This is a genomic window from Phenylobacterium sp. (assembly GCF_030681155.1).
GTDB lineage: Bacteria > Pseudomonadota > Alphaproteobacteria > Caulobacterales > Caulobacteraceae > Phenylobacterium.
In genome coordinates this window covers 19,225-32,181 of record NZ_JAUXXE010000007.1, presented here as the reverse complement: position 1 = coordinate 32,181, position 12,957 = coordinate 19,225, and the positions used below count along the sequence as shown (strand labels likewise).

Below are 12,957 nucleotides of genomic sequence, written 5' to 3'. Positions count from 1 at the left end.
ATCGGTCGAGACTAGGCGATCACGCCGTCAGTGACCAAGGCCATCGGGGCACGCTCGGGAAAGGTCATTGCGGGGATGAGCATAGCGGTCTCCACTCGCCGACCAAGATCCATGAGACCTACCGGTGGCGTTGGTCCTCGATACTGGCGCATCGCTTTTCGATCAAGTTGTTTATCGAATAACGATATTAAACTTTTGCAATGCAACAAAGCCGTGGTCGGCATATGGTCCGCCGCCCCCGCATTTCAGAAGGTTTTCCAATGGCTCTGAAGCTCGAACCCGGTGCGAAACTGGTGGTCGCCACCCACAATCCGGGCAAGGCCCGCGAGCTGGCGGCAATCCTGGACAATCGCTTTGAACTGGTGACGGCCGGCAGCCTTGGCCTTGGCGAGCCCGAAGAGACCGAGGCGACCTTCACCGGCAACGCCTTGCTGAAAGCCCGCGCCGCCGCCGAGGCCTCGGGCCTCATCGCCCTGGCCGATGATTCAGGCCTTTCCGTCACCGCGCTCGATGGCCAACCGGGGATTTTCTCGGCGCGCTGGGGCGGGCCGGAAAAGGACTTTGTCGGCGCGATGAAGAAGGTCGAGGCGCGGTTGGAAGAAGCCGGCGCCGACGACTACTCGGCCTGGTTCACCTGCGCCCTGGCCGTCGCCTGGCCCGGCGGCCCCGCTGTGGTGGTCGAGGGACGCGTCGATGGAACCCTGGTCTTCCCGGGCCGCGGCGATCGCGGCCACGGCTATGACCCGATCTTCCAGGCGCTTGGTCACGACATCACCTTCGGGGAGATGGACCCGGACAACAAAGACGCCATCAGCCACCGCGCCCAGGCTTTCGCCAAGCTCAAGGCCGCCCTGCTGTGAGCGAAGTCGCGCAGGCCAAGGCGCCGCTGGGGCTCTATGTCCACTGGCCCTACTGCGCGAAAATCTGCCCCTATTGCGACTTCAACGTCTTCCGCGATCGGGGTCGCAAGGACGAACAGGCCGCTCTGTTCGCCGCCATCGCCGACGATCTGCGAGCCCAGCGCGAGCTCACCGGCGATCGGCGGCTGGTGTCGATCTTCCTCGGCGGCGGCACCCCCTCGCTGATGGACCCTGCCTGGGCGGCCGAGCTGATCTGCCTGGCGCGGATGCTCTGGTCGCCCGACGACCCCGTCGAAGTGACATTGGAGGCCAATCCCACCGATGCGGAGGCCGGTCACTTCGCCGCCTTCGCCCAGGCAGGCGTCGATCGCCTGTCGCTCGGCCTCCAGGCGCTGGACGACGCCTCGCTGACCCTGCTCGGCCGCAACCATGACGCCGCCTCGGCGCGCCGCGCCGCGACCCTGGCGGCCAAGACCTTTCCGCGCCTGTCTCTCGACCTGATCTACGCCCGGCCGAACCAGACGCCGCAAGCCTGGCGCGAGGAGCTGACCGAGGCGATCGACCTGGGCGCAGAGCATCTGTCGCCCTACCAGCTCACCATCGAAGCCGGCACAGCCTTTGACCGCGCGGTGCGGCGTGGCCAGCTCCGCCCGCCCGGCGAAGACCTGGCCGCCGAGCTGTTCGAGACCACTCAGTCGGTCTTGGAGGGCGCTGGCTTCACAGCCTACGAGGTGTCGAACCACGCGCGCGGCGAGGCGGCCAGATCGCGTCACAATCTCGTCTACTGGACCGGCGCGGACTATGTCGGCGTAGGCCCCGGCGCACATGGCCGGCTGACCCGCCAGGGCGTTCGCATCGCCACCCACGCCCACGCCAAGCCTGCCGACTACATCGCCGCCGTGCACGAAGAGGGGACCGGTTTCGCCACCCAGGAGCGGCTTACCCCGACCGAGGTCGCGGAGGAGCGGCTGCTGGCCGGCCTGCGGATCGACCAGGGTGTAAGCTTTGAAGACGTCAGCGTTCTGGGCCTTTCACCCGTCCACCCCGAGGTCGGCGAGCTGATCGCCGCGGGCCTGCTGGCGCCTGATCCGGACCGCTTGCGCGCCACGCCCGCCGGCCGGCTGATCCTGGACCATGTGACGTCCAGGCTTGCGACCTGAGCGATAACCGGCGAAGCCTTCCCCATGTCGCGTCACCCTCCCCCGCCCGCCCTGTCCGAGAACCCGCTGGACCCGGGCCTCTACATCGTGGCGACGCCGATCGGGAATTTGCGCGACATCACCTTGCGGGCGCTGGACGTGCTATCGGCCGCCGACCTGGTGTTGGCCGAGGACACCCGCGTCGCCGCCAAGCTGCTGACCGCCTATGGCCTCTCCAAGAAACTCGAACGCTACGATGAACACACCGCCGAGCGCGGCGGCCTGAAGGCCTTGGCGGTGCTGGCCGAGGGCGGCCGTGTCGCCCTGGTGTCGGACGCCGGCACGCCGCTGGTTTCCGACCCCGGCTTCCGCATCGTGCGCGAGGCCGTGGCCCAGGGTTCAGCCGTCTATCCGATCCCCGGCGCCTCAGCCCTGCTGGCCGGGCTGTCGGTCGCCGGCCTGCCGACCGACCGCTTCATGTTCGCCGGGTTCGCCCCGCCCAAGAGCGCCGCGCGCCGGACCTTCTTCGAGGAACTGGCGGGGATCCGCACCACCCTCGTGTTCTTCGAAAGCGGCCCTCGCCTGGCTTCGAGTCTGGCCGACATGGCCGCTGTGTTCGGCCCGCGCGAAGCCGCCGTGGCCCGCGAACTGACCAAGCTCTATGAGACGGTGATCCGCGGAACCTTGTCCGAACTTGCCGCCGATCCGCGCTGCGACACGCCCAAGGGTGAAATCGTCATACTGGTCGGCCCCGGCCGCGAGGAGGCGGCCACCGCGGCGGACGCCGACACCGCCCTGGCCGACGCCCTGACCCGCCTGCGCCCGGCCGAGGCTGCGTCCGAAGTCGCCAAGGCTCTCGGCCTGCCGCGCCGCGATCTCTATCGACGAGCCATGGAGCTGAAGCAGGAGCGCGAGGCTTGACCCCCCAGCGTCAGGCCCGCGGCGCGGCCGCAAGGTTGGCCGGCCGCCGCGCCGAAGCCTGGGCGGCGATATGGCTGATGCTGAAGGGCTACCGGATCCTCGGCTTTAGACTACGCACCCCGCAGGGCGAGATCGACCTGCTGGCCAAGCGCGGCGGCGTCCTGGCCGTGGTTGAGGTGAAGCAGCGCCAGACGCTGGAGGTGGCACTCGAAACCGTGACCCAGATGCAACGCGACCGGCTCCGCCGCGCCGGGCAAGCCATCGCCGCGCGCCGGCCCAGCTTGCAAAACCTGGCGGTTCGCCTCGATCTGGTCGCCCTGGCGCCAGGCCGGCTGCCCATTCACAGTCCCGACGCCTGGAAAGGCGCTTGAAAACAGAGCCCATGACCCGCGAGGACGCCGAAGGAATTTTGAGCGAAGCCGGACGCGCGCCGGAGGGCGAGTTCCCGTTGCTCGAAGCCGCCATCGCCTGCTCGGTCCACGACGCGCCTGGGCGTGACCCGCAGATCGCCCAGGACCTGGCGCGCACCGGCGTAGAGCGACTGACCGACCGGCTGCGCATGGAGAGCCCCGAAGAGGCTCTGGCCGAGGCCATGGCCGGCGACCTGGCGCTCACCGGCGATCTCTTCACCTATGACGACCCCGACAACGCCTGCGTCATCGCCGTCGCCCAGCGCCGCAAAGGCCTGCCGGTCGCCCTGGGGGTCTACTACCTGCACGTCGCGCGCAAGTGCGGCCTGACCGTCCAGGGCGTCGATTTCCCCGGCCACTTCCTGCTGCGGATCGAGACCGTCGAGGGGCCGCTGGCCATGGACCCGTTCAGCGAGGGCCGCGTGGTGCTGCCGTCTGAGTTGACCCGGCGCGCCCTTCACGCCGGCCTGACCCCCAATGTCGCCGACCGGCTGGACCACCTGATGGCGCCGGCCTCGGACCGGGCCGTGCTGATCCGGCTGCAGAACAACGTCTTCGCCCGCGCCAGCGCGTCTGGTGATTTCGCGCGCGCCGAGCGCGCCGCCCTGCGCCGCGCCCTGCTCGATCCCGCCGATCACCGCCCGTGGCTGGACGTCGCCGCCGCCCGCGAGGGTCAAGGCGCCCTGGCTGGCGCGCTCCAGGCCCTGGCCCACGCCAGCACCCTGGACGGCGGCGCGGCCCTGGCCGCCCGCGCCCAGCGCGAACGGGTTCGCCTGCGGCTGAACTGACAACGCCGACAGGCCTTCTGGCTGGCGCTTTCCACATCACCGAACTATCTCAGACGCCTTGGCCTTGGCGTCTTGGCCGTTAGGAGAACTCCCCATGCCGTTGAAGGTCGCTGTCCAGATGGACCCCCTCGAGGCCGTCAACATCGAGGGCGATACGACCTTCCTGATGTTGCTGAACGCCCAGGAACGCGGGCATGAGCTGTTCGTCTACACGCCCGAGCGCCTCGCCCTGGAAGACGGCCGGGTCTCCGCGCGCGGACGCGCGGTCACCGTCCAGGCGGTCAGCGGCGATCACGCCAAGTTCGGCCCGTGGGAGGTGCGCGACCTCGCCAGCTTCGACGTCATCCTGCTGCGTCAAGACCCACCGTTCGACATGGCCTACATCACCTCGACCCACTTCCTGGACAAGGTGCACCCCAAGACCCTTGTGGTGAACAACCCGACCGAGGTCCGCAACGCGCCCGAGAAGCTGTTCGTCACCGACTTCCCCGGCGTGCAACCGCCGACCCTGATCACCTCTGACCTTGAGGCGATCTACGACTTCCGCGCCCGCCATGGCGACATCGTGCTTAAGCCGCTCTACGGCCTTGGCGGTTCGGGCGTAGCGCGGCTGTTGGCCGACGACCCCAATCTCGACGCCATGCTCGACCTGCACCGCGCCATCGGCCGGGAGCCGGTGATCGCCCAGAAGTTCCTGCCGGCGGTCTCCAAGGGCGACAAGCGCATCCTGCTGGTCGACGGCGAGGCGGTCGGGGGCATCAACCGGGTGCCCAAGAAGGGCCAGATCCGTTCAAACCTCGCCGTCGGCGGCACCGCCGAAGCGGTCGAATTGTCGGCGCGCGATCTTGAGCTCTGCGCGATCATCGGCCCGGAACTGAAACGACGCGGCCTGATGTTCGTCGGTATCGACGTCATTGGCGACTACATGACCGAAATCAACGTGACCTCGCCCACCGGCGCCCAAGCCTTGAAGAAGTTCAGCGGCATCGACGCCACAGCCATCATGTGGGACCGGGTTGAAGAGATCCGCGCAACGGCTTAGTTTACAACGCAAAGAGACACGCATAAGTCGCGGAAACGCCTCAACTTCTCCAAAAGTTCTATTTTTGTTCTTGATCTACCCCGCGCGCCATGATGGGGTTGTGGATAAGTTGAGCTTTTTCTAGGGGTTGGCATGGCGTCTCGAGTCGTGACGGTGGCCTTTCAAGGCGTCGAGGCGCGACGCGTGGACGTCGAGGTCCAGCTCACCGGCGGTGAGATGAAATTCATGCTGGTCGGGCTCGGCGACAAGGCGGTCGCCGAGAGCCGAGAGCGGGTTCGGGCCGCCTTTGCCGGCCTTGGTCTGGCCATGCCGTCCAAGCGGATCATCGCCAATCTCGCCCCGGCCGACCTGCCCAAGGAAGGCAGTCACTACGACCTGCCGATCGCCCTGGCGGTGATGGCCGCCATGGGCATTCTTCCACCCGACGCCCTGACCGAGTGGGCGGCGATGGGCGAGCTATCGCTGGACGGCCGCATCGTCGGGATTTCGGGCGCCTTGCCCGCCGCGGTGGCCGCGGGAGCCATGGGCCTTGGCCTGATCTGTCCCGAAGCGTCGGGCGCGGAGGCGGCTTGGGCCGGCGATACACGCATTCTGGCCGCGCCATCCCTGATCGCGGTGGTCAATCACTTCCGCGGAACCCAGATCCTGTCGCCGCCCAAGCCCGGCCCGATGATGGACGGCGAGCGCGTCCCGGACCTGCGCGACGTGAAGGGCCAGGAGAACGCCAAGCGGGCGCTGGAAATCGCCGCGGCCGGCGGCCACAATCTGTTGTTCAGCGGACCGCCGGGTTCGGGCAAATCGATGATGGCCGCGCGCCTGCCCGGTCTGCTGCCGCCGCTCTCGCCGACCGAGCTGCTGGAAACCTCGATGGTCCATTCGGTGGCCGGGCTAATCGCCAAGGGCGCCCTGACTCGCACGCGACCTTTCCGCACGCCGCACCACTCGGCCAGCATGGCGGCGCTGACCGGCGGCGGCCTGAAGGTGAAGCCGGGGGAAGTGTCGCTGGCCCATAATGGCGTGCTGTTCCTGGACGAATTGCCGGAATTCTCCAGCCAGGCGCTGGATTCGCTGCGCCAGCCGCTCGAGACCGGCGAGGTGGTGGTGGCCCGGGCCAACGCCCACGTTCGTTATCCCGCCCGTTTCCAGCTGATCGCCGCGCAGAACCCCTGCAAATGCGGCATGGGCGGCGCCGGACGCGGAGCTTGCGGGCGCGCCCCGCGCTGCCAGACCGACTACCAGATGAAGGTCTCCGGCCCCTTCATGGACCGCATCGACCTGCAGATCGACGTGCCGCCGGTGACCGCCGCCGACCTGGCGCTTCCCGCCCAGGCCGAGGGCACCGTCGAGGCCGCCGCCCGCGTGGCCGTCGCGCGCCAGCTTCAAGCCGACCGCGCCGCTGACACCGCCAATGGCGACGGCGCGCCCCTCAACGCCCAGGCGCAGGGTGATTTCCTGGAAAAGATCGCCGACCTGGACCCGGCCGCTCGCTCCCTGTTGGCCAAGGCGGCCGAGGCCGGCGGCCTGACCGCCCGCGGGTGGACCCGCACCCTGCGGCTGGCCCGGACCATCGCCGACCTGGAGGGGCCCGGCCCCGTGCGCCGCATCCATGTGGCCGAGGCGCTGATCTATCGTCGCATGGGCCAGGCGTCCCCGGCCCTCGCCTGACGGAGCGCCGATCCGCCCTCCGGAAACTAAGGCGAAGTACAGCTCTGGATTTTGGGTCGCCGTCGCGCAACCATCCTCAAGCCTCACGCGTCATATGAACAAGATCAGGAGGGGGTCTCATGCCGGGCTTTCAGCACATCCTAGTGACGATCGACGTCGAGGATCCCACCAACACCGAACGCGAGATCGTTCGGGTGCGTGAGCTGGCGGCGGCCTCTGGCGCGCGGATCACCATGATCAACGTGCGGACTCCGCGCTCCTCCCGCTACAACACCTACCTGCCGAAGTCCTTCGACGCCGACGAGCAGGCCTGGCACGAGGCGGAACTGGAAAAGTGGGTGGCGAAGATCGGCCCCACGACCCGACCGGTGATGACCAAGGTTCGCGTCGGCTCGGTGTCGGGCGAAATTCTGGCCGAGGCCCGCGACAACGAGGTCGACCTGATCGTCGTCGGGTCACATCCGCCGTCTCTGGCCTCACGACTGCTCGGTTCAAACGCTGAGAAGATCGTGCGCGAAGCCCAGGTCAGCGTGCTGGTGGCGCGCTAGCTCCGCGCCAATTGGTGTAGGTCCCAACCGCCAGGGTGATGAGCACCAGATAGCTCCAGAGGATCAAGGCTGTCACGTAGGTCCAGGCCCGGACCCCCCCGTCGGCGAGGATCGCCGCATGGGTGACCACCGCCAAAAGCTGGAACGCAGCAGCCGGTAGGATCCACAACCGGCTGCTGCGGACAACGAACCAGAGCAGCAGCAACAGGAAGAGCACGTCCACGGCCAGCACCCCCCATTGGGGGGCCAGCCAGTCGTGGCGGTTCTGCACCACGATGGTGGCGATCCAGGCGACGATGTTGGCCACCGCGACGGCGCGCTCGGTTCGCCCTCCACGCCACAGCGCGAAGGCGGACACCGCGAACATGACGACAGCCCAGACACGCTCCGGGGTCGAGCTGAACATAAGAAAGGGCCCTCAGCTTCCTGAGGGCCCTGATACTGCGGTTAATCCCGCAAGAGGCAACTTTTACGAAGGTGATCAGCCGGCCGCGACGGCGCGCAGGGCGCGGCTGGGGGCGAGGGCGGCGTTCGGGGGCTTCTCCATCCCGCCGTACATGACCGCGCCGAGGCCGATTTGGGCCTTGGCGACGTCCAATTCCCTGTGCGTCTCACAGATGGCGCGGCGAGCCTTGGCGAGAAGCGCAAGCGCCTCGCTGGCCCGTTCGACCGCGTCCTGGCCGATCAGGGCCGAGAGGCCGGCGTCGGCCCGAAGGCCTGGCATCACACCAGCGAGGCCAGCGGTCTTGGCGAGGGCGGCGTCGATGGCGGCCTCGGCTTCGAACAGACTCGCCGCGACTTGATCGGCGATCATACGACGTTGTTTAAGCATGAGGGATCTCCTGGCGCACGGGGCAGCCGGACGCCTTCTGACGATTTCAAGGGTGGGGGAAACAGGGCTAAGGGCCCGTTTTAGTTTAAGATTAAAAACCTAAAATAGGTCCTGGAGGGCATGAAGCCCGGCCAGCAACGCCCCGAAGGACAGGGCCGCGATGATGGCGATCACCCCGACCATGCCCAGCCGAGCGGCCGGCCCTAGGCGGGTCCCGCCAAGCCAGGTTCCAGATCCGGCTGGAAGCCCTCGTCCAGCAGCGCCCAGGTCAGGCAGAGGATTTCCCTCAAGACCATTTCTGGCGGCTTGAATTGCGACGTCTTGCGGGTGGCTGAAACCAGCTCCCGGGCCATGGCGGCCTTCATCGGCGTATCGGCCAGGTCCGCCAGCTGGCGTTCGAGCTGGCTCCACGTAAAGGTCGGGACGACCGGTTCGGAATTGTGCGGGCTCGGCCAACGGCGCTCGAAGGCTTCCACCTCCCCGCGGACCCGCATCGCCTGGCCCACCGCGGCCCGACGGTTCGTCGTTTCGCGATCGGGTTCCAAGTCCGCCGTCGTCACCCTGGCGTCCGCCAGTTCTCTCAACCAATCGCCCATCGGTGCGGTCTCCTTGCTGGGCTTCATCAGCCCATAGGAGTGCGACGGTGTCTGTCCTGATTGCGTCTTGTCCCGACACGATCGGGACAGCGGTTTCCCGCGCGGCCAGGGCCCGAGCAGCCGAATAGCGGTCGCCGACGCCAAGCTTCTTGCGCGCACGATCGCAATAGGTGTCGACCGACGCCTTCGACATCCCGAGCTCGCGGGCGATCTGTTTGGAACTGAGGTGACGATCAACCAGACGCAGGCATTCACGCTCTCGCGGCGTCAGAAGCTCTACCGGGTCGGCGACTGTCTCTTGCGGTGCGCGCATAAGGTGAACATGTTAGCGACTCGCCTAGGAGCCCGTCTACTTGTTATGGTGCCGCCGGGCATCCTGCCCAACAAAGAACTTTCCTGGAGCGAGTGGGGAGGAACACATGCCCCTCGATGACGCCATCGGACCGGATCCCGTAGATATCGCAATTGGGGCGCGAATGCGCCTGCGCAGAAAGTCGCTGGGCATCAGCCAAGGCATTCTGTCCGATCGGGTCGGCGTGTCGTTTCAACAGATCCAAAAGTACGAGCGCGGCGCCAACCGCGTCTCGGGCTCGATGCTGGTCTCGATCGCATCGGCGCTGGACACCACGGTGGGCTGGCTGGTCGGCGAAGAAGGCGGCATGTCCGACGCCGCAGACGATATTCTGCAGTCCCTGGCCCTGACCGGCGCGACCGATCTGCTGGAAGCCTACGCCGCCATTCCCCGCGCCTCAGCCCGGGCTGCATTGGTCGCCTTGGCTCAGGAGATGGCCGAGCGGTAGGCGACCACCAACGTTCGCGAGCAGTCTCGCAACTCAAAGTGGCTGGGCTTGACAGCCCGTTAAGTCCCAGCCCCCTAGGTTCGCGGTCGATGAACGACGATCCGAACCAAGAGCCCCGCGTCAGCGCCGAGCAACTCGCTTCGCTGAGCCACGAATTCCGCACCCCGCTGAACGGCGTGCTCGGGATGGCCCGCCTGCTGGAGGGCACCGGCCTTACCCAGGAGCAACGCGCCTATGTCGCGGCCCTGCGCGAATCCGGCGAGCATCTGCTGGGCCTCGTCAACGACGTGCTCGATTTCGCGCGGCTGGGCGCCGACAAGATCGAACTGTTCCCCACGACCTTCGAAGTCGAGAGCCTGCTGCGCTCGGTCTGCGAACTGCTCTCGCCCCGCGCCCACGAAAAGGGCCTGGAGATCGCCTGGGCCGCGCCCGCCGGCATCGGCCAAGCCGTGGCCGACGAGGGCCGGCTGCGCCAGATCCTGCTGAATTTCGCCGGCAACGCCATCAAGTTCACCTCCCGGGGCGGGGTGCTGATCACCGTGGCGCAAACCGGCAAGGGCCTACGCTTCACCGTCGAGGACAGCGGTCCCGGCGTCAGCGCGGCGGCGCGCGAAAAGATCTTCGAGGCCTTCGAACAGGCTGACCCCCTGAACGACATGCAATTGGGCGGCGCAGGGCTGGGCCTCGCCATCGCCCGAAAGCTGGCCAAGGCGATGGACGGCGCCGTCGGGGTCGAGACCGCCAGCCACGGAGGCGCGGCCTTCTGGTTCGAAGCCAACTTCCCATGCCTGCCGCAGGAGCCCGACCAAAGCCTTGCCGGCCGCACAGTGGCGATCGCCTGCGCCAGCCCCATCGTCGCCGACGCGGCGCGGCGCCAGATCATCGCTGCCGGCGGAGAGCCGGTCACCGCTCATGACCTCGCCGCCGCCCTGACCGCGACCACCGCCCCCGATGTGCTGTTGATCGACCGGGCGCTGGCGCCGCAAATCGCCCCAGCCGGCCGCACGTCCTTAATCCTGCTGGCGCCTGAAGAGCGCGGCCAGATCGACGCCTACCGCGCCGCTGGCTATGGCGGCTATCTGATCAAGCCGTTGCGTCGCGCCTCGCTGGCCGAACGCGTGCTCGCCGCGCTGGGCGCCCATGCAGTGCAGGCCGAGCGCGACGACGACGACCGCGTGGCTCCGGCCGCAGCTCCCGGCGCTCGGATCCTGCTGGTCGAGGACAACCCCATCAACGCCCTGCTCGCCCGCGCACTGCTCACGCGCGAAGGCTGCCGGGTCGATCAGGCGGGCGGCGGCGAGGAAGCGCTCGCGGCCTTGTCGGTCGGCGTCTACGACCTGATCCTGATGGACATGCGCATGCCTGGCATGTCGGGTCTGGAGGCCGCGCGGCGGGTCCGGAGCCAAGGCGTCCGCACGCCGATGGTGGCCTTGACCGCCAACGCCTTCGAAGAGGACCGCCACGCCTGTCTGGCCGCCGGCATGGATGACTTCCTGGTCAAGCCGCTGACGCCGGACGCTCTGCGTGCGGCCTTGGCGCGCTGGACCGGGGCCAGCGACTGGACGGAAAAGGCGGACCACGCCAAGGTCGGCTGACGCTGGGGGCGGCCCCAAGCCATGGGGAACGCCACGACATGACCACCGACAGCCAGGCCGACGCGCAGGGCGAAACAAAGCCCGGAACGCTGCAGGCCCTGGCCGTCTATGGCGAACGCCGCTCGCTGGTGATGCTGTCGCTCGGCTTCGCCTCTGGCCTGCCAAACCTGCTGATCTTCGACACCCTTTCCGCCTGGCTGCGTGACGCGGGCCTGTCCCTGGAAGTCATCGCCTTCTTCGGCCTGGCGACGCTGGCCTATTCCCTGAAGTTTCTGTGGGCTCCGCTCGTCGACCGCGTGAAGGTCCCGCTGATCACCAAATGGCTCGGCCACCGCCGCTCGTGGATGCTGGTCTGCCAGGTGCTGATTGTGCTCGGGCTGTGGCTGATCGCCGGGACCAATCCGGCCGTAAACCTCGGGATGATGGCGCTGTTCGCCGTGTTCGTCGGCTTCGTCTCGGCCACCCAGGACATCGTCATCGACGCCTGGCGGATCGAGGCGGCGACCACCGAGAAGCAGGGCGCGATGGCGGCCGCCTATCAGTGGGGCTTCCGCATCGCCATGATCGTGGCTGGCGTCGTGCCGTTGGCCCTCTCCGAATTCGTCGGCTGGAACACGTCCTACGCCATCATGGCGCTGCTGATGGGCGTGGGCGTGCTGGGCGTGCTGGGCGCCCCGCGCGAGGCCCAGCATGAGATCCGCCGGATCGACGCCGACGACATTCCGAAACGTCCCGGTCGCGATGGCCTGGAATGGGCGACCCGGCTGGTGTTGTTCGTCCTCGGCGCCCTGGTGCTGGGATCGGGCCTGGCGGGCAACGCGGCGATCCTGTCGACTGGGCTGAACAACGTCGGACTGCCCGGCCTAGCGGCCAGCATCGAGGCCCTGTGGGAAGCCAAGCCCGGCGGGGTGTTCGCCCAGGTGGCCGGCGTGGTGATCGGCGCTGTTGTGATCTTCCTGGCCGCCCGTCCGGCGCCGGGACGCGAGACGCGGCCGGGCCGCTATCTCAGCGTTGCGCTGGGGGCGCCGCTCGCCGATTTCTTCCGTCGTTACGGTCAGGCCGCGGGCTTGATCCTGGCCCTGATCTGCGTCTACCGGCTGTCCGACTTCGTGCTCAACATCATGAACCCATTCTACCTCGACATGGGCTTCACGAAGCTTGAGATCGCCGAGGTCCGCAAGGTGCTGGGCGCGGTGATGTCCGTGGTCGGCGTCGGCCTCGGCGGCTTCGCCATCGCCCGCTTCGGCTTGATCCGGGCCCTGGTGGTGGGCGCGTTCGCCGGCCCGATCTCCAACCTGGTGTTCGCCTGGCTGGCGACCCAAGGACCGCAGATCTGGGCGCTCAGCGTCGCGATCGGGGTCGACAACATCGCCGCCGGTTTCTCGGGCACCTGCCTGATCGCCTACATGTCCAGCCTGACCGGTCCTGGCTTCACCGCCACCCAGTACGCCTTGTTCTCCTCGCTCTACGCCCTGCTCGGCAAGCTGATCGCCTCGCAGTCCGGCCGCATCGTCGAGGGCGCGGCGGCCGCGGCCGATTCCGGCGCGATGTTCTCGTCGCTGAAGGCCTGGTTCTACGGCCTGCCGCCCGAGACCTTCGCCAGCGCCATGGAAAAGTCGGGCGTCTCGGCCGCAGCCCTGGGCGCCGGTTATGTGGTGTTCTTCTTCTACTCGGCCCTGCTGGGAACGATCGGCATCGCCCTGGCCTTCATGGTCGCGCGCCTGCCGCCGATAGACGAAAAAGCCGCCGCCTCCGGCTGAG

The 12,957-nt window shown here is 67.9% G+C and carries 14 protein-coding genes and 1 pseudogene; 11 read left to right on the top strand and 4 right to left on the bottom strand.

Annotation, left to right across the window (positions count from 1 at the left end; translation table 11 throughout):
* The first annotated feature begins 260 nt into the window (after positions 1-260).
* From rdgB to Q8M13_RS01530, 8 genes are all read left to right on the top strand, one after another.
* Complete coding sequence (rdgB, locus tag Q8M13_RS01565) at positions 261-860, top strand: RdgB/HAM1 family non-canonical purine NTP pyrophosphatase (RefSeq protein ID WP_305297863.1); 600 nt, start codon at positions 261-263, stop codon at positions 858-860.
* A complete protein-coding gene (hemW, locus tag Q8M13_RS01560) occupies positions 857-2,020 on the top strand; it encodes a radical SAM family heme chaperone HemW (protein WP_305297862.1) in 1,164 nt (387 codons plus the stop codon). The genes rdgB and hemW overlap by 4 nt, the downstream gene beginning before the upstream one ends.
* 24 nt (positions 2,021-2,044) lie before the next feature.
* The gene (gene rsmI, locus Q8M13_RS01555) at positions 2,045-2,920 is read left to right on the top strand and encodes a 16S rRNA (cytidine(1402)-2'-O)-methyltransferase (RefSeq protein WP_305297861.1); all 876 of its coding nucleotides are present in this window, start codon (positions 2,045-2,047) and stop codon (positions 2,918-2,920) included.
* A complete protein-coding gene (locus Q8M13_RS01550) occupies positions 2,917-3,291 on the top strand; it encodes a YraN family protein (RefSeq protein WP_305297860.1) in 375 nt (124 codons plus the stop codon). The genes rsmI and Q8M13_RS01550 overlap by 4 nt, the downstream gene beginning before the upstream one ends.
* A gap of 11 nt (positions 3,292-3,302) precedes the next feature.
* Entirely contained in the window at positions 3,303-4,118 is an 816-nt protein-coding gene (locus Q8M13_RS01545) for a transglutaminase family protein (protein WP_305297923.1), read from the top strand.
* A gap of 94 nt (positions 4,119-4,212) precedes the next feature.
* Positions 4,213-5,160: a glutathione synthase gene (gene gshB / locus Q8M13_RS01540; protein ID WP_305297859.1), complete on the top strand. Its 948-nt coding sequence runs from the start codon at positions 4,213-4,215 to the stop codon at positions 5,158-5,160.
* Between the two features lie 132 nt (positions 5,161-5,292).
* The gene (locus Q8M13_RS01535; RefSeq protein WP_305297858.1) at positions 5,293-6,825 is read left to right on the top strand and encodes a YifB family Mg chelatase-like AAA ATPase; all 1,533 of its coding nucleotides are present in this window, start codon (positions 5,293-5,295) and stop codon (positions 6,823-6,825) included.
* A gap of 119 nt (positions 6,826-6,944) precedes the next feature.
* Positions 6,945-7,373 carry a universal stress protein gene (locus tag Q8M13_RS01530; RefSeq protein ID WP_305297857.1) on the top strand — a complete coding sequence of 143 codons (429 nt, stop codon included), beginning with the start codon at positions 6,945-6,947 and terminating at the stop codon, positions 7,371-7,373.
* Here the strand turns inward: Q8M13_RS01530 and Q8M13_RS01525 are convergent.
* From Q8M13_RS01525 to Q8M13_RS20920, 4 genes and pseudogenes are all read right to left on the bottom strand, one after another.
* Positions 7,351-7,779 (bottom strand): hypothetical protein, encoded by a 429-nt coding sequence (locus Q8M13_RS01525; protein WP_305297856.1) that lies wholly within the window; start codon positions 7,777-7,779, stop codon positions 7,351-7,353. The two genes, Q8M13_RS01530 and Q8M13_RS01525, sit on opposite strands and share 23 nt — an antisense overlap.
* A gap of 75 nt (positions 7,780-7,854) precedes the next feature.
* Positions 7,855-8,205, bottom strand: a complete 351-nt coding sequence (locus tag Q8M13_RS01520; protein WP_305297855.1) for a hypothetical protein — start codon at positions 8,203-8,205, stop codon at positions 7,855-7,857.
* 203 nt (positions 8,206-8,408) lie between these two features.
* On the bottom strand, positions 8,409-8,801 hold the full coding sequence (locus Q8M13_RS01515) for a hypothetical protein (RefSeq protein WP_305297854.1): 393 nt from the start codon (positions 8,799-8,801) through the stop codon (positions 8,409-8,411).
* A 124-nt stretch (positions 8,802-8,925) separates the two neighbouring features.
* Positions 8,926-9,114 (bottom strand): annotated as a pseudogene (locus Q8M13_RS20920) (response regulator transcription factor); the annotation flags it as partial.
* A 106-nt stretch (positions 9,115-9,220) separates the two neighbouring features.
* Here Q8M13_RS20920 and Q8M13_RS01510 point away from each other — a divergent pair.
* The 3 genes from Q8M13_RS01510 (at position 9,221) to Q8M13_RS01500 (ending at position 12,956) form a co-directional block, all read left to right on the top strand.
* Positions 9,221-9,601 (top strand): helix-turn-helix domain-containing protein, encoded by a 381-nt coding sequence (locus Q8M13_RS01510; protein ID WP_305297853.1) that lies wholly within the window; start codon positions 9,221-9,223, stop codon positions 9,599-9,601.
* 89 nt (positions 9,602-9,690) lie between these two features.
* On the top strand, positions 9,691-11,196 hold the full coding sequence (locus Q8M13_RS01505) for a response regulator (RefSeq protein ID WP_305297852.1): 1,506 nt from the start codon (positions 9,691-9,693) through the stop codon (positions 11,194-11,196).
* A gap of 38 nt (positions 11,197-11,234) precedes the next feature.
* On the top strand, positions 11,235-12,956 hold the full coding sequence (locus Q8M13_RS01500) for an MFS transporter (protein WP_305297851.1): 1,722 nt from the start codon (positions 11,235-11,237) through the stop codon (positions 12,954-12,956).
* The last annotated feature ends 1 nt before the right edge of the window (position 12,957 follow it).